Genomic DNA, 21365 nt, shown 5'->3' on the forward strand with positions numbered 1-21365 from the left:
TCAGTCCTTCCAGTATGAAAAGCTGTCGTGGTCCAGGGCTTGCGCGCAGGCGCCGCGGGTCATTTTCAGGAACAGCGCGTCGCCGCGCTCGGAGCGCTGGACGCTGAGCGCGGAGACCACGCCCATCATGATGCCGTGCAGCGTGTAGCGCCGGTAATCCTGCCAGCAACGATCCCAGTCGTAGTCCCGCACGCCGCGCCGGATCAGTTCCGAATGATAGAACCGCACCAGGTCGGCTTCATGAAGCCGCCGTTCGATCGGGTCGATGCCGGCCGAGAGGAAATAGGCGACGTCGACGATTCCTGGGCCCACTGTCAGCGTCTGCCAGTCCAGCGTCGCCATCGGATGGGTATTGCCGCGGACGTCGAACAGCATGTTGTCGAGCCGGAAATCCGCATGCTGGAGGGTTCGCGGCGCCGATCGATCGGACTGGTAGCGCAATAGCGCGTCCGGAAGCCGGTCGATCAGATCAAGGAATTCAGGCTCGATCACGCCGCGATATCGCTCCTTGTAGTGACCGATGATGCCGGGCAGCACCGAGCGAAGGTCTCTGCGCCGGCTTGCGGCCATCACGAAGCATTGCACCGCATCGAGGCTCGGGTCATTCCATCGCGGCGCATGCAACGCCGCGGCCTCGGTCATGGCGATCTGGCAGTCGGCGATCGAGCATCCGGCGAGCTGATCGCCCGGACGTGCGGGCGCGAGGTCCTCCAGGATCAGGGTGAAGTCGTCGGTCGCCGGATCAATCTCGGCAAGAATCGGCCGGGGGGTGTGAATGGCGACGGTGGCGGCCAGCTCGCGATAGAATGCGACCTCGCGGACGTAAAGCGTGTGCGCGGAACCGGAGCGGCGGCTGTCGGGATCTGCGGCCGGGAATTTGCCGACGACGCTCAAAGGAGCGTTCGGCTCGTCACCGTCATAGGTCACACGAAATCGATAGCTGTCGCCGACGAGGCCATTGCCGACCGGCTTGCAGGCGAGATCGACGACCCTGACCTGGTCGATCACACCGGCTTCGCGCAGCGCCCGCGTCATCCACTCCGGATCGATCCGCGACGGATCGGCCGTGAGCAAACTCATCGGTTTCCTCCCATCCCCGTGGGCGTCACCACCGCTCCGGCCGCGTCCTGCGCGGCCGGATTGAGGACGGGGTGATCGTTGCGCAAATCATACAGGCGCTGGCGGCTTTGGCAAAAGCCACCCGCCGGCCTGTGGGGATATCATGCCCGGGATGTTGCCTGGGCATGAGGAAGCGGACGTTAGGAGCCTTACCAGCCCTCGAGCACGATCTTGCCGCGTGACTTGCCGCTTTCCAGCAGAGCGTGGGCGCGCTTGAGGTTGGCGGCGTTGATGGTACCGAAGGTCTGGTCGAGCGTGGTGCGCAGCACGCCCTTGTCGATCAGGTCGGCGACATCGTTGAGCAGATGATGCTGCGCGATCATGTCGGGTGTCTGGAACGAGGAGCGCGTGAACATCGATTCCCAGTGCACCGAGACCGCCTTGCCCTTGAACGCGGCGACGTTGAATTCCGGCGGATCGTCGATCAGGCCGAACTTGCCCTGCGGCGCGATGAAGTCGGCGATCGACTTGTAGTGCTGGTCGGTGAAGGTGAGGCTGGCGACGAGGCCGACCGGCGGCAGCCTCAAGCTCTCGATCTGCTCCTTCATCGGCTGCGAGTGGTCGATCACCGCATGGGCGCCGAGATCGCGGCACCACTTTTGCGACTCCGGCCGCGTTGCTGTCGCAACCACGGTCAGTCCGGTCAGGCGGCGCGCAAGCTGGATCAGGATCGAGCCGACACCGCCGGCGCCGCCGATGATCAGAAGCGTGCGCGGATCGAGGCTCTTGCCCGGCACCGCGCCGAGCCGGTCGAACAGCAGCTCCCACGCGGTGATCGAGGTCAGGGGCAGGGCGGCGGCCTGCGCGAATGACAGCGACGCCGGCTTGTTGCCGACGATGCGTTCATCGACCAGATGAAATTCCGAATTGGTGCCCTGGCGCAGGATCGAGCCCGCGTAAAACACCTCGTCGCCGGGCTTGAAGAGCGAGACGTCGGGCCCGACCGCGTCGACCACGCCGGCCGCATCGAAGCCGAGGATCTTGTATCCGCCGTCGGTCGGCGCCGCGCGCTTGCGCACCTTGTAGTCGACCGGATTGGCCGAGATGGCCTTTACCGCGACGCGGATGTCGCGCCCCTTCGGCTCGGGCTTGGCGATCTCGAAATCGACGAGCGAATCCGCCGCCTCGATCGGCAGCGATTTTTGGTATCCGACGGCCTTCATGCCTGGTCTCCGTGGTGGGCGATTGCCTGCCGATTAACTGTCGCGCTGGCTTCCATTTGGCAAGTACTGTAAAAACAGGGAACTAGTCCCTGTTTGTATACTATTGGGAAAATACTGGATGAAACGGAAGAATTTCGCGCGCCGGCCGGGCTGCGCGGTCGAGGCGGCGCTCGACCTGATCGACGGCAAGTGGAAGGGCGTGATCCTGTACCACTTGCAGGCCGGCACCCAGCGCTTCGGCGAGTTGCGGCGGCGGATGCCCGGCATCACCCAGCGCATGCTGACCAAGCAGCTGCGCGCGCTCGAGGACGACGGCCTCGTGATCCGCAAGGTCTATGCCGAGGTGCCGCCACGGGTCGAGTACACGCTTTCCGAACTCGGCGAGAGCCTGCGCCCGGTGATCGATATTCTGAAAGCCTGGGGCGAGGGCCATCAGGAGCGGCTGTCCTGCGCGCCGGCGCCGGAGGTTGTTGTGAAGAAGTCGAAGCGCGCGGCCTGAAAGCATGTTCGCGCGACGCGCTCCGCTTCACCTCGCCCCGCGTGCGGGGAGAGGCATAGGCCGCCTACGGCGGCCGTTCTCAAGAACGCCGAAGCGGTGCTTCGGCTATGACGCATCGTCAGATGCGTTCCGGGTGAGGGGGAGCCTCAGCAAGCGCAGCTGCTGCCGAATACGCGGAGAGGGCCCCTCACCCCAACCCTCTCCCCGTAAGAACGGGGAGAGGGAGCGCGGCGCCGTCCTGTCAATATTCGACCGATCTCATTCAGCTAGAAACGCGTGAACCAAACGCTCGATGAAAACGGCCGGAGCGATGCCCCGGCCGTCTATGAGTTGGTCTCAGCTCCGATCAGCTCAGAACGCAACCTGCGTACGCAGCGCGACCGCGTCGAACTTCGAGCCGACGTCCGCAGCCGAGGTCGCCGAGGCCTGCTTGGCGATATCGCCGTGCAGGTAGTTCAGCATGAAGCGGACGTTGTTGTTGACGTACCAGTTCAGCGCGGCGGTGTAGACGGTCTGCCGTCCGCCCGCGATGCCGACCGCCTGCGCGATCTGATCGTTGAGGTCCATCGTGCTGACGCGGCCGGCGATTTCCCAGGCGCCCCAGCCGCCGCCGGCGAGCGAGAATGGATCGTGCGGCTTGATCCCGCTATAGGAGGCCGTCGCCGGATTGTAGGCGTGATTCTCGCCGGTCAGCACGTAGCCGACCTGCGCGTAACCGCCGTCGAACTTCAGGCTCGGCGCGCCGAACGGCGGCAGTCCGGTGTTCGCGGAGCGATCGACATTGAACCAGTAATATTCGCCCTGCGCGATGAACGGGCCATAGGTCGCTGCCGCCTCGACGCCGTACACCTGCGCGCCGGAGACGTTGGCGATCGCACCGGTCGAGATCAGTGTTGTCGGATCGATGCGCAGCTCGGGCCGGTCGCTGAGCGTGAGCGTCTGCGCCTGCGTGAGCTGGTTGCGCGGCGGCTGCACCAGCCATTCCGCATCGGCGCCGATGTGCACCGAATAGTTCTTGCCGCTGATCGGATTGCCGGCGACGCGGATGACGCCGCCATACTGCTCGGACGTGCCGGCCGGCGAGGCGGAGGACGCGGAGTGGATGGCGCCCGACGTCGGTCCGGTGACATAGCCGCCGATCCAGAACTGGTCGTTCCACCAGCGGGTGCCGGCGGCCGAACGGAAGTCACCGGCGGCGATGTTCTGGGCGATGATGCCGACCGAGGCGCGCTCCATGAACAGGATGTCGTTGGAGCTGGTCGCTTCGTCGAGCGTCCACGGCACGTCCATGATGCCGCCTTCGATCGCCATCTTGCCGCCGAACGGCTTGAAGCCGGTGTAGCTCAGATACGCATTCTCGATGCCCGAGGTGCCGCCGCCGGGCAGTGATCCCGGAGCCGCGCCGCCGAAGCCGTCGGACGAGCCGCCGAAATCGTAGATCAGCGAGTAATTCCAGTCGCCGAAGAATTTGCCGACGATGCCGATGCGTGCGCGGCGGACGTTCTCGCCGCTGTCGAGCTTTTGCGGCGAGGTGCCTGCGGTGTTCGGACGATAGTCATAGCCGCCGACATCCCAGTGCACGCGACTCGTGATCGCAACGCAGTTCTGTTCGTCCGCGGTGCAGATCGTCGGCCGGTTGTTCGGCATCGTCACCACGACGCCGGACGGCGCGACCGGGCCCTTCACCGGGATCGCGGCGTTGGCGGTCGCCACCCGCGCGGCCTTGGCATCCGCCGCCTTCGCATTGGCGTTTGCGCTGGCTGCGCTTGCGGTATTGGCGTTGGTCTGCTTCTGCAGTTTGTCGAGCTTCTGCTCGAGCATCTTCAGCTGCTGCTTCAGCAGCGCGATCTCCGCATCGCTGCCGCCTCCGGCCGATTGCGAATAGGCCGGCGAGGCGGCAAGCGCCCCTGCCAGGCCTATGGCGATTGCACTGACTTTTGTTGCACCCATTGTGCACCCCTGTTGTGTTTGAATTCCCCACTCACTCACTGAACGGTCCTAGGAGCGTATCGTGACTGACGCACGACAGTGCTTCCGGGCATCGCAGTTCCGCTTGTGGTCCGCAGGCAACAAGCGGAGCGGCGCAGTGAGATGACAGCCATCATAGAAGCTTGGCGGCGCGCTTCAACGCGGCCGCTGCGGGTTGTGCACCGGTACGGCGGGGGGCCAGTTATCCGGCCGGGCGCCCTTCAATTGCCCGGCGAACACGCCTATATTCCGGCGTTTCCACGAGAGGTGAGAATGCTCCGACCTGTCCGCTTTGCTGCCGTATCCGCTCTGTGCACGTTGGCCTTCATGGGGAATCTTTCCGCAGCCGCGGCCCAGGACCGCCGCGTGCCGTCCTCGCAGGCCGAGCTGCAATTGTCCTATGCGCCGATCGTGCAGCGGGTGCAGCCGGCGGTGGTCAATGTTTACGCCGCCAAGACCGTGCAAAACCGCAATCCATTTCTGGATGACCCGATTTTTCGCCGCTTCTTCGGCGTGCCGGGACAGCAGCCCGAGCAGATGCAGCGCTCGCTCGGCTCCGGCGTGATGGTCGACGGCTCCGGCCTCGTAGTCACAAACAATCACGTGATCGAGGGCGCCGATCAGGTGAAGGTCTCGCTCGCCGACAAGCGCGAATACGAGGCCGAGATCGTGCTGAAGGACAGCCGTACCGACCTCGCGGTGCTGCGCCTGAAGGACACCAACAAGGAGAAGTTCGCGACCCTCGACTTCGCCAATTCCGACCAACTGCAGGTCGGTGACGTCGTGCTCGCGATCGGCAATCCGTTCGGCGTCGGCCAGACCGTGACGCACGGCATCATCTCGGCCCTGGCGCGCACTCAAGTCGGGATCACGGATTATCAATTCTTCATTCAGACCGACGCCGCGATCAATCCCGGCAATTCCGGCGGCGCGCTGGTCGACATGACGGGCCGGCTCGCCGGCATCAACACTGCGATCTTCTCGCGCTCCGGCGGCTCGCAGGGCATCGGCTTTGCGATCCCCGCCAACATGGTGCGCGTCGTGGTGGCCTCCGCCAAGAGCGGCGGCAAGAATGTGAAGCGGCCATGGCTCGGCGCGCGGCTGCAGGCGGTGACGCCGGAGATTGCCGAGACGCTCGGGCTGAAGCTGCCGTCTGGCGCGCTGGTCGCCAACGTCGCGCCGAACAGCCCGGCGGCGAAGGCGGGCCTGAAGCTCTCCGACCTGATCGTCGGGATCGACGGCACGCCGATCGACGATCCCAACGCGTTCGACTACCGCTTCGCGACCCGTCCGCTCGGCGGCAACGCGGAGATCGAGGTGCAGCGCGCCGGCAAGCCGGTGAAGCTCACCATACCGCTGGAGACCGCGCCCGACACCAACCGCGACGAGATCGTGCTGACCGCGCGCTCGCCGTTCCAGGGCGCGAGGGTCGCCAACATCTCGCCGGCGCTGGCCGACGAACTGCATCTCGACGCCGGTGCCGAGGGCGTGGTGGTGACTGATCTCGCCGGTGACGGCACCGCGGCCAATGTCGGCTTCCAGAAGGGCGACATCATCCTCGCGGTCAACAACGAGAAGATCGTGCGGACCAGCGACCTCGAGAAGGCATCGAAGACGGGGACGCGGGTCTGGCGCATCACGCTGGTGCGCGGCGGCCAGCAGATCAACGTGACGCTCGGCGGATGAGCCCCAAGCAACCGCGAGAGGCCGGCAACCTCTTTGCTGCGGCGGGGATGGAGCAGGACGCGCCGCACCCGCTGCCGGACCGGCTGCGTCCGCGCACGCTGGCCGATGTCGTCGGCCAGGATCACATCCTCGGCCCTGACGGCGCGCTGACGCGGATGCTGGAGACGCGCACGCTGGGCTCGCTGGTGTTCTGGGGACCGCCCGGCACCGGCAAGACCACGGTGGCGCGGCTTCTGGCCGACGCCACCGAGCTGCATTTCGAGCAGATCTCCGCGGTGTTCTCCGGCGTCGCCGATCTCAAGAAGGCGTTCGATGCCGCGCGTGCCCGCCGCGAGACCGGCAAGGGCACGCTGCTGTTCGTCGACGAGGTGCATCGTTTCAATCGCGCGCAGCAGGATTCCTTCCTGCCCGTGATGGAGGACGGCACGGTGGTGCTGGTCGGCGCCACCACGGAGAACCCGTCCTTCGAGCTCAACGCGGCGCTTCTGTCGCGCGCCCGCGTGCTGGTGTTTCACTCGCTCGATACGGCGGCGATCGAGAAACTGTTCGCCAATGCCGAGAAGATCGAGGGCAAGCCGCTGCCGCTCGATGCCGAAGCCCGCGCCGTGCTGGTGCGGATGGCCGATGGCGATGGCCGCGCCTCGCTGACATTGGCCGAAGAGGTCTGGCGCGCCGCCCGCAAGGGCGAGGTGTTCAACGCCGAGCAGTTGCAGGCCATCCTGCAACGCCGGGCGCCGATCTACGACAAATCGGCCGACGGCCATTACAATCTGATCTCGGCGCTGCACAAGTCAGTGCGCGGCTCCGATCCGGATGCGGCGCTGTATTATCTCGCGCGCATGTTCGATGCCGGCGAGGATCCGCTGTTCCTGGCGCGGCGCGTGGTGCGCATGGCGGTCGAAGATATCGGCCTTGCCGATCCGCAGGCACTGGCGGTGTGCAACGCCGCCAAGGATGCTTACGATTTCCTCGGCTCGCCGGAGGGTGAACTCGCGATCGCGCAGGCCGTGGTCTATCTCGCCACCGCGCCGAAATCGAACGCGGTCTACACCGCGTTTGGTGCTGCGATGCAGACCGCAAAGCAGGGCGGCTCGCTGCTGCCGCCGAAGCACATTTTGAATTCGCCGACCAAGCTGATGAAGTCGGAGGGCTACGGCTCCGGCTATCAATATGATCACGACATGCCGGACGCATTCTCCGGCCAGGACTATTTCCCGGAAGCGCTGGGCCGCCAGACCTTCTACGATCCGCCCGACCGCGGCTTCGAACGCGAGATCCGCAAGCGGCTGGATTACTGGCAGCGGCTGCGCAAGGAACGGGGCGGGAGCTAGGGCAAGACGAGATTGGGCCGTGGCCGCGAATAACGCACGTTCCCGTTTCCACCTGCGGCGTGAAAGCGTCAGTTGCGGAGGCTCGCCAATGCCATATGCAACACCTTCAGGCGAGGAATACTTACGTAACTTCGGAATATTAGAAATATATTCCTGATTTGCCCGACGTGTCAAGTTGCTTGGTGCCACGCCGATCGCCGCCGGCTCCTTTGCATGGGGTTGTTCTCGATATTTTGCCAGCGCCCGCTGCAACGGCCCATAACCTCATATTGCGCTGGCGCGTCACTTGACGCTCTTCACGAACTCCAAAATCTCGTCCGTCAGCCGCGTGTCCGGCGTGTTGATCGCATAGACCTCCGACATGTGGCTGTGCTGCGGCAGCATGAAGCTGCGGGCGCAGCCGCTCGGCCGCTTGCAGCTGGCCTGCTTCATGAGCTCGAACTGCTCGACGAAGCGCGGCGGATCGAGCTCGGCCGCGGTGATTAGGAACGGGATCGGGCTCGCGACCAGCCCTTGCAGCGAGGAGCGTTCGGCATAGCGCGAGGGATCGGAGCCGTAATAGGCGAGCTCTGCGTCACCGGCCGGCGAGGCCGTCAGATCATAGATGCCCGACACCATGATCGCGCCGGCAAGCCCGCCGCCCTTCACCTTGTGGAATTCGCCATGGGAGACATAGCTCGCGACATGGATCGCGCCGGCCGATTGGCCCATCAGGAAGATGCGCCTGGGCTCGCCGCCGCGGGAGGCGATGTTTTCCGCAACCCACTGCACGATCGCACCGATGTCCTCCGGGCCTGCCGGCCACGGAAAGGCCGGCGCCAGGCGATAGGTGGCATTGACGCCGACGAAGCCGTTCTTCACCGCCCACAGCATGATGTTGTCGTAGAACGGGCTGCCGGGCGCGCGCTTGTTGCCGGCAATGAGTCCGCCGCCATGGATGTAGATCAGCACGGGCCGTGCCGGCGCCGCCGTCTCCGGCGTGAACACGTCGAGCAGATGGCGGTCGGCGGAGCCGTATTTGAGGTCGCGCTCGACCTTGACGCCCTGATAGGGCTCCTTCTGTTGCAGCGGCGCGTAGAGTGCAGCGGTCTTGGGTGGGTCGATGACGCGGCCGAGTTCCAGGAGCTTCCAGGCCAGATCTTCCGGCATCGCGGCTTCGGGCATCGGGCTTTGCTGGGCGAGCGCAGGGTCCGTGAGCATCAGGGCCGCCGCCAAAGCCGATATCGCCAGTCTCATTCCAGGGCCCCCGTCGATTGCCGTATGCGGCCGAACATGGCCGATGTTGCACCGGATTCACACCGATTTCGCCGTGACGATTCGCGGCATTTGCGCTAGGCACAATGCAGGTCTGGAGCCGAAAAATCACCATGAGCCGCCGCATCAAGAGAACTACATCGCCGGGCGACCGCGCCAAAGGGCGCGACAAGGGCCGCGACCGGGACCGCGCCGGCGATCGCGGCAAGGATCGTGGTAAGGATCGTGGCAAGAGCGGATCGGCGGAGCGCACCCGCAAGCCGGACGATCGCAAGTTCGGTGAGCGCAAGTCTGGAGAGCGTCCGTTCGCGCATCGTGCGGCCGGAAAGCCGCCGCGCTTTGCCGAGTCGCGTCGCGACCGGCAGGAGCGGGCTGAGCCCGCCGCTACGAAGCCCGCGGCCGAGCAGCCGCTGCCGACCAAGGTGCAGACCGTCGTCGTCACCGCCGACGAGAACGGCATGCGCGTCGACCGTTTCCTCGAGGCACGCTTTCCCGGCCTGTCGTTCTCCCACATCCAGCGCATCGTCCGGAAGGGCGAACTCAGGGTCAACGGCAAGCGCGCCGATTCCAAGGACCGGCTGGAGGAGGGCCAGAGCGTGCGCATCCCGCCGCTGCGGCTCGATACGCCGAAGACATCAGGCACGCTCTCCGAGGCCGAGGCGAAGACGCTGCAGGCGCTGAAGGACATGACGCTGTACGAGGACGACGACGTGCTGGTGCTGAACAAGCCGGCCGGTCTCGCCGTGCAGGGCGGCTCCGGCATGACGCGCCATGTCGACCAGATGCTCGAGGTGATGCGCGACGCCAAGGGGCAGAAGCCGCGGCTGGTGCATCGGCTCGACCGGGAGACCTCGGGCTGCCTTCTGGTCGCCAAGACGCGTTTCGCCGCCACGCATCTCACCGGCGCATTCCGCCATCGCTCCGCGCGCAAGATCTACTGGGCGCTGGTCGCCGGCGTGCCGAAGCCGAAGCAGGGCCGCATCTCGACCTATCTCGCCAAGGAGGAGAGCGAGGAGGACAGCATCATGCGGATCGCGGAGCATGGTGACGAGGGCGCGAGCCACGCCGTGACCTATTATGCCGTGGTCGAGACCTCGGCGACCAAGCTCGCCTGGGTCTCGCTCAAGCCGGTGACCGGCCGCACCCATCAATTGCGCGCCCACATGGCGCATATCGATCACGCGATCGTCGGTGATCCCAAATATTTCAACAAGGAGAACTGGCAGCTGCCCGGTGGCCTGCAGAACCGGTTGCATCTGCTTGCCCGCCGCATCGTGATTCCGCACCCGAGGGGCGGCGTGATCGATGCCACCGCGCCGCTGCCGCCGCACATGCTGCAATCCTGGAATCTGCTCGGGCTCGAGGCCGACCGCTTCGACCCGATCGAGAACGCGCCCGAGGAGTGACGGACGGGCGCCGATATCCGGCGCGGACAGCAACAACGATCAAACGGCTCCGCGCTTTGCGGCTATCTTCGCGCGCCGGCCTTTGCCGGCCTGCAACGGAGACTCTCCATGATCGGCACCTGGCTGCGCGTCACGCTTTTCCTGATCGGCTCGGCTGTCGCCTCGATGACGGCGCAGGCCGAGACCATCGTGCTCCGCGGCGGCACGCTCTACGCATCGGCCGATGCGCAGGCGCTGCCGGATGCGGTGATCGTGATGAGCGACGGCGTCATCAGCGCGGTCGGCAAGTCCGGCGACATCCAGGCGCCGCCGGATGCCCGCGTGATCGATTGCAGCGGCAAGACCATCGTCGCCGGCTTCTGGAACAGCCATGTCCATTTCACGCAAAAAGTCTGGCGCAATTCCGGCGCAGCGCCGGCCGCGGCGCTGACGCAGCACATGCAGGAGATGCTGACGCGCTGGGGTTTTACCACGGTCTGGGATCTCGGCTCCGATCCGAGCGACACGTTGCCGCTGCGCAAGCGCATCGTCGCGGGCGAAGTCGCCGGCCCCAACATCCTGCTCGCCGGCAACATCTTCCCGAAGGGCGGGCACCCCGTCTACATCCCGCGCGAAGTGCAGCTTCCCGAAGTTGCAACGCCGGAGGAGGCAACGAAATGGGCGCGCGACTGGCTCGGCATGGGTGAGGACGGTATCAAACTGTTCACCGGCGCGTTCATGGGGGACAAGCCCGTCGTCAACATGGACCCTGCAATCGCCAAGGCGGCTGTCGACGTCGCGCATGCGCAGGGCAGGCCGGTGTTCGCACATCCGCAGAACAAGGTCGGCGTCGAGACGGTGATCGAGTCCGGCGTCGACGTGCTCGCGCACACCACGCCCGGCGAACCCAGCTACACCGCGGATCAGCTGGCGCGGTTCAAGGCACAGGGGACTGCGCTCGTTCCCACACTGTCGCTGTTCACCACGGTGGTGCTCGATCAGAATGTCACCAACCGTCTGGTGGCTTCGACCGTCAACCAGCTCAAGCAATTTTCGGAGAATGGCGGCACGGTGCTGTTCGGCACCGATGTCGGTTTCACCACGCTGTACGACACCACGCAGGAATTTCAGCTGATGCACCGCGTGTTGTCGGAGCGGCAGGTGCTGGCCTCGCTGACGACCAATCCGGCGCGGTTCTTCAAGGCCGCGAAGAAGGGACGGGTCGAGCAGGGCTTCGACGCCGATCTCGTGGTGCTCGACGGCGATCCGCTCGGCGACGTCGGCAATCTTGCGAAAGTGAGCAGCACGATCCGTGCCGGTCACGTGATCTACCAGAAGCCGTAACGATGGCGGGGAACTCGCATTTCGGGGGCAGCATTGACGCTTGGTGCGTTCACTTGAACCGTTGCTGCCGCGTCACGACATATAGGCTATGAAGCGATCCCTGATTGTTGCCGGCATTCTGCTCTGGGCCATCGGCGCGGCAAGCGCGCAAATTCTTGCGCCCGGCCGCTCGACGTGGGATCCGCCGGTCCCTCAGCCTCCGCCTCCGCCGCGGATCGAGGTGCCGGCGATCCCCAGGATGGACGCGCCGACGCAGCCGAGCCTGCGTTCGCGGCCGCGCAGCTCGTTCGGCGACCGCGTCAGCCGGTGCCTCGACGAGGCCGCCGCCGCCGGCCTGAACCAGGCCGAGCGTGCAGCCTATTCGCGATCCTGCGCCAACCACCGCGATTAGAACCTCGACAGCGGAATAGGGCGGCACCCGATGCCGCTTGGACCGATATCGGTCCTGATCCGAACATCTGACATCCTGCTTGGCGCAAAATGAAATCCGCCGGCCTTTGGGCCGGCGGATTGTTGTGTGGCGAGGTACGTCTTCAGTGGTTCCAGTTGCCGCCCTGATCGTTGCCGTCACCATGATGATGGCCGCCACCGTCGAAGTCGAAGAAGTCGAACAGGTCGCTGATCGCCGGGCTGTTGACCGGAACATAGGGATTGCCGGGTGTCGCAACCGGGTTCGGGAAGTTGTCGCGGCTGCGATGCGTGATCGGCTGCAGGTCCCAGTTCCGCTCGATGAATTTGATGATCGAGACGTGATCGGAATATTCATGCGAGATATGGCCCTGCCGCGCGAACGGCGACACCACGATCAGCGGAATACGCGTGCCGTCGCCGAAGTAATCGAGCGGCTGCACATAGCCTGAGTCGAAGTAGCCGCCGCCTTCGTCGAAGGTGATGAAGATCGCGGTGTCCTTGGCGTAGTCGGAGCCCTCGACCTGGTCGACGATCTTCTTCACGAAGCCCTCAAACAGGTTGAGCTTGGACGACGCCGGGTGGCCGTCGGTGAAGCCGCTCGGCTTGACGATGGAGACCGCCGGCAGCGCGTGCTTGGAGAGGTCGGAGTACAGATCAACCGAGTCCTTGATATGGGCTGCGACCTGCTCCGGGTGCGTCATGATCGAGGTGTCGTACTGGAACGGATTGCAGATGTTGCAGTACTCGTCGGCGTTCGGTCCGGCTACGCCCCAGTTGAGCTGGTAGGGGTCGTTGACGTAGTTGTTCCACTGGTCGCCGTAATACTTCCAGGAGATGTTGCGCTCGTTCAGGCTGTCGCCGATGCTCTTGCGGGTCGACGGCGGGATCGTGAACGGCGTGTTGGAGGGATTGGTGTCGGTGTAGGCGTTCTTGCCGTTGCCGAAATAGCCCGGGTTGTAGTTGTTCAAGAGATAATAGTGGCCAGGTTCGCAATTCGGATTGATCCGGAGTCCCTTCAGATAGTCGAGGATCGGCTTGACGCCGGGCTGGCCCGGATCCGAGCAGTCGCTGTAGGAGCCGCCGCCGGACACCGGATTGGTCTGGTAGGGCGGCGCGAAGCCGCCATTGCCGCCAGCGCCGTAACCGTCCTCGGTGTACCAGTTGTTGGTACCCATGGCCGGATTCGGGTTCTCGATCTGATGCACGATGCCGGCGTCGGGCGTGCCGCCGAACACCTGCACGCCGTTCGGCGGCACGGCGGCGTTGCCGTAGGTGTCGCTGAAGTAAAGCATGTCGGCATGGCCGAACATGATGTGGTTGGCACCGGTGCCGCCGTTGACGGACTGGTGGAAGTTGTCGCTCATCGCATATTTCTGCGCGAGCGAGGTGAAGTAGGGCGCGTCACCCTTCTGCACATTGTAGAAGCCGAGCGCGGTCGAACCCTCGCCCGTGGTCGTTGCCGTCGGCGAATAGTCGGTGGAGAAGTTGGAGGGCTGTGCCGCGCCGTTGGCGCCGGCGCCGACGGTGACTTCAACCCAGGCGAACAGATTGTTGCCGCAGCCCGACGGATTGTCGCGGCTGGCCGCCGAGTGGTTGCAGTTCAGCTGCTGCCACATCTGGTAGAAGCGATGCACCGGGCTCGCCGCATAGGCGTCGTAGGGCATGGCATCGTTGTTGGTGAGCTGGAACGGACCGGCCGGCAGCGCGCTGACATTGGTGATGCGCTGGTCGGGGGTCTGCGAGGTTTGGCCGGTGCCGCCGGTCAGCAGATACTGGTAGTATTCGGACGGCAGGCCGGATTCCGACTGCTGCGCCAGCGCCAGCGATGCCTCGCACGTGGTGATCGGCGAGCTGCCGCATTGGTTCGGGATGTAGGAGACCTTGGGGCCGCCGACCAGCGGAGCCGGCAATTGATCCCTGGGGAAGTCCTGCTTCGGCGGGCTCAGCAGGAACGCATCGTTCAGGCCGGTATCGGTCGCGGCCTGCTGATGCGCCTTTTCGAAGTTGGGCCCGGGGATCGCGTTCTTGTTGGCATCGAGCTTGACGATGCCCTGCGACAGCAGGTTGAACACGCTTTCGCCGCGCCGTTCAGGCACGTAGGTCGCGAACACGTGGTCGAAGCTGCGGTTCTCGCCGATGATGACGATCACGTGCTTGATCGGCGACCGCGCCTCGTGTCCACCGTGATGATTCCAATCCTCCGCAAGCACCGGGCCGGCGGTGAACTGGCCTAGCGCAAGCGCGCTGAGGGTAAGGCGGCAACCTTGCAGCCAACGTGACTTGTGCCTGTCGCGCATTAGAGCTCTCCTTTTTGCTGATTGGGCGGCTTGATGGAACTTGCGGCGTCTCGCGGCACGACCTTGATCCGTCCCATCATGCCGCCGTCCTCATGCTCGAGGACGTGGCAGTGGTAGACGAAGGTGCCGACGATGTTGGGATCGCGGAAATCCATGCGCAGGCGCACGCTCGGATATTTCAGCATCCGGCTGTTGTAGTAGGGCACATTGACGGTATCGCGCAGGAACGGCTCGTTGACGGCGACGCCGGACCAGTCGAGCAGCTGGAAGTGAAGCTGATGGATATGGAAATCGTGCAGCTCCATCGAGCGGTTCTCGATGATCCAATCCTCGACGTCGCCCTGCTGCACGGTGATGTCGGGCACGTCAGAATGCGGATCGAACGGCTTCGGCGTCTCGCCGTCGAGGGTCATGAAGAACCTGGTCGGGCTGTTCGGATCGTTCGGGTTCTCCGGCTGCTCGGAGAAGAACAGTTTCCTGACGCGCACCGGGGCGACGTTTCCGAGCCACGGCCGCTCGGAGCGGGGCAGCGGCTCAGCGTGCGCGGCCAGTGCGGCCTGCGGTTCGCTTGCATCGGCTGATGCCGTGATCGCCACCAGCGCGCGGTTGGGGTCGTTTTCGCCGGCGGGCCCGGTGTCGACCGCGCGCGTCACCAGCAAGGCCTGTGCGCCGGCCGGCGGTCCTTCGACGATGAACTCGGCGCGCGAGCCCGGCGGCAGGCCGATATGGTTGACCCATTGCACCGACGGCGATGGGCTGCCGTCGAACTGCAACGGCACGCCATCGAGCCCGACGATGCCGATTTGCTGCGGCGCGCGGCCGACCAGCAGCACGAGGTTGAGATAGGTGATCGCGGACGCGTTCAGCACGCGCCAGAGCTGCCGCTCGCCGGGCTTCATCGTGAGCCTGGCCGGCGGATAGTTCGGATAGGGCACCGGCACGAAATTGACGGAGAGATCCTTCGACGGCTTGCCGAAGCCGGTGCCGGAATTGGCGACGTCGCCATCATTGTCGAGCTGGCTCTTGGTCATAACCGGCTCGAATTTTGACGGCGGCGCGTCGGGACTGACCAGATCCTGGTCGCGGATCACGAGCACGCGCTCGGGCAGGCCGGCGAGCTGTGGATCGGCGCGCTCGATGCCTTCGACGATGATGGCGCCGGAAGCGCCGCCGAGCACCTGCGTCTTGCTGTGGCCGTGCAGATGCGGGTGATACCAATAGAGGCCGGGCGGCGCGTCGCCCGGAATGCGCAGGCGATAGTCGAACGGCGCATCATCAGGCTGGATCGAGGTGTTCAGCACCTCATCCTGGTGGCAGACCGGCGGCACGGTCAGCCCGTGGAAGTGCAGATTGGTCGAGACTGGCGTCATCGCGCCGCTCTCGCAAATGTCTGCCGGCTTTTTCGCCGTGCAGATCGGCGCGCCGGCGAGCGGGCGGTCGATCGCAGGCGTTGCCGTGTCGAGGTCGACGAGGTCGTTCTTGAGATGAATGACCAGCTGATCGCCGGGCCTCACGCGCAGCGTCGGCGACGGTTTGCCGTCCGGCGTCAAATAGCAGTAGCGGCTCGTGCCATCCGGCAGTTTCTGATCGTGGATCGTGAGGCCGGTTTCGAGAACGCCGTCGCGGCTGCGCAATTCCGCCGGCTCCGCGATCGCGCTTCCGGGTTCGGGCCGCGCACACACGTCCTGCTGCATGCGCGGCGCATCCTGCAAGCCCGTCGCGCCGAGCCATGCCGTCATGCCGCTCGCGGCGAGCCCGAGGCAGGCCGCGACGATGACACAACAAACGGTCGAAAGTCGTCGTGCCACGCCGCCCCGCCAATACGCCGCCACAGGCGCGCAAGCGCGCTACCGGCGCCACGCGTGACGTCGGTCCACGTCTTGCGACCGCAAGGGTCGGCAAATGCTTCTGTTTGGTGCCGTGAGGCTAGCGGTGCGTTGTTGCCGGAATCTGGCAGGTTTTTAACACGCAGATGACAGAAACTTGCGGCACTTCGACGCAGAAATGGGCGCGACGTTCAAACCTGCTGAGCGATCAATCGGATGGGCATTCACCGACTGAATTGCGGAGATACGGCGACGCGCAGGCAATCGACGAAAATTTTTTCGGTGTGCCGATCCTGCCACCTGTTCGCGGTCCTGCGCCAACCGTCGGACGACGGCGGGGCATGGTCTGATCGACGCACCGTGTCGATGCACGAGACGTGCGGGCCACGGCAACCGGCGGAACTCGCGTCGTCATTCACGACGGCAGGGCCTCACGTAGTGACGGTCCTGCATTCCCCTCACGAAGGCGAGCAGTCCTCCGAACAAAACGGAGGAAATTGTTATCGCGCCGGTGCGAGTTCGAACGGGCAAGCGGCATCGGCCGGCGAAGGCGCGGCGATCCGGTTCAGGGCTGTCGAAATCGCGAATCTGTCTGGCTATCCAAACGGACCGCTTTGATTTCGTCTCATGATCTTGAGCGTGAGCAGGGCCGCTCCGAGCACAAGAAGCAGGACACCGACGACAATTGTGCTTGTCGATTCGAATGTCACACCGACTGCTGTCAGCAAGCAGCCAACAAGGATAGCAATAAGCCCACCAAGCTTCTTTACCAACAGAAGCTGTCCGTCGCTTGCGCGCGCCACCATGATCAACCTCACTCTGCAAGTGATGCGGTCATTCCACCGTCGCCGCGGGCCGGTGTTGCTTGGACAAGCGGCGGGCTCACATCCGCACACGATGATCGTACTCTCGCGTGCCAATGATGGAAATCGCTCGTTGCTGCCATGATGACTTCTCTTTTGATTCAATTGCGCCGCGGGCGATTGGACAATCTTGCTTACCTAGCCGCGCCGAAACGTCGCATGACTGTATCGAATGTGCATCGCGCAACGGCGCTGCGATTCCGCGATACGCAATGCGTTCAGCGCATTTGTCGTAAAGTGTTCTGGACCAACGCAAGCATTGCAAAGGCTGCGGGAGCGGATCGTTGACTCCGTGGATTTTTGGGCGCCTACTTCTGGTTGCCGACTAGAAGACCTGAAGCAATAAGGTCGAAATCCGGAAGGACAGCCAATGCGGCCGCCTTCGATCGCGGAACAAGCGGAGCGGCCCTACATCTCGACCGGGCACTTGCCCGAACCCGAGATGGTGCAGGAGCTCGTGTCTCAAGCGCATCAGCGCTTCAAGTCGAACAGCGAAGGGACCAATTCGCAGGTTTATCCGGCCCTGGCCAGGGTGCCGAGTGAACTGTTCGGCGTCTGCGTGGCCGGTACCAGCGGACGTGTCTACGGCGCGGGCGATACCGAATACGAATTCTCGATCATGAGTGTATCGAAGCCATTCGTATTCGCATTGGTGTGCGAGGCCATCGGCCCTGAAGAGGCTCGTGCAAAACTGGGCGCGAACGCGACCGGGCTGCCGTTCAATTCACTGGCGGCGATCGAGCATGGAGCCGGGCGCACCAACCCCATGGTGAACGCAGGCGCGATCGCGACCACAAGCCTTGTGCCGGGCTCGAGCGCTGACGAGCAATGGCGGTTCATCCATGACGGTCTCTCGCGCTTCGCGGGCCGCAAGCTTTCGCTCAACGAGGAAGTCTACGCATCGGCATCCAAGACCAATTTTCGCAATCGAAGCATCGCGCGGTTGCTGGAGAGCTACGACCGGATCTACTGCGACGCCAGGCAGGCGACCGATCTCTACACCCGGCAGTGTTCGCTGAATGTGAGCGCCAGGGATCTCGCCGTGATGGGTGCGACGCTGGCCGATGGTGGCGTGAATCCGGTGACCCGGCAGCGGGTGGTCGATGCGGCCGTGTGCCACTATGCATTGGCGGTCATGGTCACTGCCGGACTGTACGAGACGTCGGGCGACTGGCTGTACGACATCGGTCTGCCCGGCAAAAGCGGCATTGGTGGAGGCATCGTCGCGGTGTCTCCGGGAAAGGGTGGTTTCGGCACTTTCGGGCCGCCACTGGATGCGGCCGGCAACAGCGTGCGAGGGCAGCTCGCCGCGAAGTTCCTGTCGCAAAGACTGGGCATGGATCTGTTCGTGTCCCAACCGGACGAGTGAACAAGAGGCACTGAAGATCGGTCGAGCCGTGGCCCGATCGATCGCAACGTCGGGCAGGTTGGAGGACGCGATGGCAACGCAAGCAATCTCGATCGGCGACATTCATCAGGAAGAGCGCGCATCATGGGTGCCCATGGTCGCGATTGCGTTCGGCCAGATGATCATGTCGTTCAACGTCGCGTCGTTGCCGGTTGCGATGGGGGGAATGGTGGCCAGCTTCGGCGTGCCGCCGACCACCGTCGCGACTGGAATCGTGGCTTACTCGATGCTTGTCGCCGGGTTCGTGATGCTTGGCGCCAAGCTCGCCCAAAGGTTCGGGGCGGTGCAGGTATTTCGTGCCGCCGTCGTGCTTTTCCTGATAGCGCAGATTGCGATGACGTTCAGCCCCACGGCCTCCGTCATGATTTCCGCTCAGGCGCTTTGCGGCGCTGCGGGCGCGGTGATCGTGCCCTCGCTCGTCGCGCTGATTGCCGAGAATTATGCCGGACGCCAGCAGGCGACGGCCCTTGGCGCGCTTGGCTCGGCGCGGGCTGCCGCCGGCGTGCTGGCATTTGTCGTCGGCGGGTTGCTCGGCACCTATATCGGCTGGCGCCCCGCGTTTGGAGTTCTCATCGTTGCCTCGGCGATCGCTTTCGCTCTGAGTTTCCGCCTGCGGCCGGACCGCGGTCGCGCGGATGTCCAGATCGACCTGATCGGGGTCGCTCTTGCCGCGAGCGCGATCATCTTCATCAGCTTCGGATTCAATAATCTGAACAGTTGGGGCGTGATCCTGGCGACCGCTAACGCGCCATTCGAATTGCTGGGCGTCTCGCCGGCGCCGGTCCTGATCGTGCTTGGCATTGTGCTCGGGCAGGCATTCCTGATGTGGACCCATCGCCAGCAGGCCGCGGGGAGGACGCCTTTGCTGGCGTTGGAGGTGATCGATTCACCGGAGGAGAGGAGCGCCGTCTACGCGCTATTCGCGGTCGTGGCGCTCGAGGCCGCGCTGAACTTCACGGTGCCGCTCTACATCCAGATCGTGCAGGGACGTTCACCAATCGCGACGGCGATCGCGATGATGCCCTTCAATCTGACCGTTTTCCTCTCGGCGATGATGATCGTCAATCTCTACGACAAGCTGACGCCTCGCCAGATCGGACGCTTCGGCTTTGGCCTCTGTACCGTCGCGTTGCTGTGGCTCGCGTTCGTCGTGCGCAACGACTGGAGCGAGATTCCCGTTCTGCTCGGACTGGTGCTGTTCGGCATCGGCCAGGGCTCGCTGGTGACATTGCTGTTCAACGTTCTGGTCACGGCCTCACCCAAGGCATTGGCCGGGGACGTCGGGTCGTTGCGCGGAACCACACAGAATCTGGCGGCCGCAGTCGGCACCGCGGTCGCCGGAGCTCTTCTGGTCGGTCTTTTGAGCACGATCGCGCTCGGCAGGATTGCGGCCAGTCCGGTGCTGACCAAGGAGCTTCAGAGCCAGGTTGATCTCGGCAACATCACTTTCGTCAGCAATGACCGGCTGCGCAGCGTACTCGAAGGCACGAGCGGTACGCCACAGCAGGTCGAGGAAGCCGTCCGGGTCAACACCGAAGCGCGCCTGCGCGCTTTGAAGATCGGGTTGCTGATCATGGCCGGCCTCGCACTGCTTGCGGTCATTCCCGCGGGACGGCTGCCGAATTATCGGCCAGGCGAAATACCGGACGACGGAGCGACCGGCGAGCGCGAGCGATCGACCTGATCGGATGTCGGGCGCCGCGGGGCAAGAAGGTCTCTGCAAGAACGAGGTGCCAGATATGGATGAACTCGATCGTCGCATCGTGCTCAGGAAAATGCTCGGCGGCGTCGCAGCCGTTGGTCTCGGAACCGGCTTGCTGACGCAGGCGGCCAAGGCGCTGCCACTCGTCCCTGAAGATGCCCTCGTCGCGAAGACGGGTGGTCCCGTGCGGCCGCTTCATATGGTCGTCGCCCGACCACCACCGCGCCCGCGTCCTCCGCCACCGCGCCGCCGCTGGCATCGCCGGCGCCGCTGGGTCTGTTGGTGGCACAGAGGTCGCCGCCGCTGTGGATGGCGCTGGTGAGGGCAGGCACAAGCTCCGGCAGCTCGAGTGGCCCGGTTGCGCGCGACCGGGCCATGGCTGCCTGGGATCAAGGAGGACGACATGGCTACCTATGAGAACAGTTCCACGATGCTCCGCGGCCTGCCTGGCCCGCCCTTATGGGTCTGCGTGCTGCTGGGCCTCGTTATGATCGCCGCGGGCCTTCTGGTCCTGGGAGATGTCGTGCTTTTCACCGTGATCAGCGCCATCTTTATCGGCTGGACGGCCATTGTTGCCGGCGGGTTCGAAATCCTGCACGCCTTCTGGACCAAGGGCTGGGGTGGATTCGTGTGGCAGCTTGTGCTGGGGGTGCTCTACCTTGCCTGCGGAATCGTTCTGCTCAGTCAACCGGTGGCGAGCGCGCTGCTCCTGACCTATGCCCTCGGTCTCATGCTTTTAGTCTCCGGGATTGTGCGCATGCTGGTCGGCATCGGCCATTGGCAGCAGTCCGGCTGGATCATGCTCGCATCCGGGCTGTTTGGCGTTCTGGCCGGCCTCGTCATTCTGACGGGATTTCCGGCGACCGGGCTGTGGGTGCTCGGGCTGCTGCTGGGGATCGATCTGCTGTCTCATGGCATCGGATGGCTGACTTACGCTTTACAGCCTGCCGCCAGAGCGGCTCAATAGGCCGTCGATCCTCCAGGGAGCAGCAGAACTCTCATTAATCGTCTGAAATCAAGTCGGCTCCTCGCGAGATCAATGACGGTCTCGCGCGATGAGCCATCGGCGGAGAGTGGACATGTCAGGTTTGAGGAAGGGCGTGAGAGTT

General features: G+C 64.5%; 15 protein-coding genes. 9 read left to right on the forward strand and 6 right to left on the reverse strand.

Features of this window, described 5'->3' with window-relative positions; genetic code table 11:
* Positions 1 to 1080, reverse strand: a complete 1080-nt coding sequence (locus J2R78_RS33045) for an ecdysteroid 22-kinase family protein (protein WP_253608220.1) — start codon at positions 1078 to 1080, stop codon at positions 1 to 3.
* 188 nt (positions 1081 to 1268) lie between these two features.
* Positions 1269 to 2282, reverse strand: a complete 1014-nt coding sequence (locus J2R78_RS33050) for a zinc-binding alcohol dehydrogenase family protein (protein WP_253608221.1) — start codon at positions 2280 to 2282, stop codon at positions 1269 to 1271.
* A 118-nt stretch (positions 2283 to 2400) separates the two neighbouring features.
* Between J2R78_RS33050 and J2R78_RS33055 the strand changes: the two genes are divergently transcribed.
* A complete protein-coding gene (locus J2R78_RS33055) occupies positions 2401 to 2781 on the forward strand; it encodes a helix-turn-helix domain-containing protein (RefSeq protein WP_166205903.1) in 381 nt (126 codons plus the stop codon).
* Between the two features lie 351 nt (positions 2782 to 3132).
* On the opposite strand, the gene J2R78_RS33060 is transcribed toward J2R78_RS33055, so the two are convergent.
* Complete coding sequence (locus J2R78_RS33060) at positions 3133 to 4731, reverse strand: OprO/OprP family phosphate-selective porin (protein WP_057015490.1); 1599 nt, start codon at positions 4729 to 4731, stop codon at positions 3133 to 3135.
* A gap of 345 nt (positions 4732 to 5076) precedes the next feature.
* On the opposite strand from J2R78_RS33060, the gene J2R78_RS33065 reads away from it, so the two are divergent.
* Both J2R78_RS33065 and J2R78_RS33070 read left to right on the forward strand, forming a co-directional pair.
* Positions 5077 to 6435, forward strand: coding sequence for a DegQ family serine endoprotease (locus J2R78_RS33065; protein ID WP_092090135.1), 1359 nt, complete (start codon positions 5077 to 5079; stop codon positions 6433 to 6435).
* On the forward strand, positions 6432 to 7766 hold the full coding sequence (locus J2R78_RS33070; RefSeq protein ID WP_141343263.1) for a replication-associated recombination protein A: 1335 nt from the start codon (positions 6432 to 6434) through the stop codon (positions 7764 to 7766). Before J2R78_RS33065 ends, J2R78_RS33070 begins: the two co-directional genes overlap by 4 nt.
* 282 nt (positions 7767 to 8048) lie before the next feature.
* Here J2R78_RS33070 and J2R78_RS33075 read toward each other — a convergent pair whose 3' ends face one another.
* Entirely contained in the window at positions 8049 to 8966 is a 918-nt protein-coding gene (locus J2R78_RS33075) for an alpha/beta hydrolase (protein WP_253608222.1), read from the reverse strand.
* Between the two features lie 167 nt (positions 8967 to 9133).
* On the opposite strand from J2R78_RS33075, the gene J2R78_RS33080 reads away from it, so the two are divergent.
* From J2R78_RS33080 to J2R78_RS33090, 3 genes are all read left to right on the forward strand, one after another.
* Positions 9134 to 10426 carry an RluA family pseudouridine synthase gene (locus J2R78_RS33080; protein ID WP_253608223.1) on the forward strand — a complete coding sequence of 431 codons (1293 nt, stop codon included), beginning with the start codon at positions 9134 to 9136 and terminating at the stop codon, positions 10424 to 10426.
* A gap of 108 nt (positions 10427 to 10534) precedes the next feature.
* Complete coding sequence (locus J2R78_RS33085) at positions 10535 to 11749, forward strand: amidohydrolase family protein (RefSeq protein ID WP_253608224.1); 1215 nt, start codon at positions 10535 to 10537, stop codon at positions 11747 to 11749.
* Between the two features lie 88 nt (positions 11750 to 11837).
* Positions 11838 to 12140, forward strand: a complete 303-nt coding sequence (locus J2R78_RS33090) for a hypothetical protein (RefSeq protein WP_225160323.1) — start codon at positions 11838 to 11840, stop codon at positions 12138 to 12140.
* 142 nt (positions 12141 to 12282) lie between these two features.
* Here the strand turns inward: J2R78_RS33090 and J2R78_RS33095 are convergent, their stop codons facing one another.
* Positions 12283 to 14457, reverse strand: coding sequence for an alkaline phosphatase family protein (locus J2R78_RS33095; RefSeq protein ID WP_253608225.1), 2175 nt, complete (start codon positions 14455 to 14457; stop codon positions 12283 to 12285).
* Positions 14457 to 16265 carry a multicopper oxidase family protein gene (locus J2R78_RS33100; protein WP_253608226.1) on the reverse strand — a complete coding sequence of 603 codons (1809 nt, stop codon included), beginning with the start codon at positions 16263 to 16265 and terminating at the stop codon, positions 14457 to 14459. Before J2R78_RS33100 ends, J2R78_RS33095 begins: the two co-directional genes overlap by 1 nt.
* A 1251-nt stretch (positions 16266 to 17516) precedes the next feature.
* On the opposite strand from J2R78_RS33100, the gene glsA reads away from it, so the two are divergent.
* From glsA to J2R78_RS33115, 3 genes are all read left to right on the forward strand, one after another.
* Positions 17517 to 18515 (forward strand): glutaminase A, encoded by a 999-nt coding sequence (gene glsA / locus J2R78_RS33105; RefSeq protein WP_168857031.1) that lies wholly within the window; start codon positions 17517 to 17519, stop codon positions 18513 to 18515.
* 70 nt (positions 18516 to 18585) lie between these two features.
* Positions 18586 to 20238, forward strand: a complete 1653-nt coding sequence (locus tag J2R78_RS33110) for an MFS transporter (protein WP_229161319.1) — start codon at positions 18586 to 18588, stop codon at positions 20236 to 20238.
* 421 nt (positions 20239 to 20659) lie between these two features.
* Positions 20660 to 21223 carry an HdeD family acid-resistance protein gene (locus tag J2R78_RS33115; protein WP_253608227.1) on the forward strand — a complete coding sequence of 188 codons (564 nt, stop codon included), beginning with the start codon at positions 20660 to 20662 and terminating at the stop codon, positions 21221 to 21223.
* Positions 21224 to 21365: the final 142 nt, after the last annotated feature.

Origin of the sequence: Bradyrhizobium sp. USDA 4538 (genome assembly GCF_024171045.1) — a bacterium.
Taxonomy (GTDB): Bacteria; Pseudomonadota; Alphaproteobacteria; order Rhizobiales; family Xanthobacteraceae; genus Bradyrhizobium; species Bradyrhizobium australafricanum.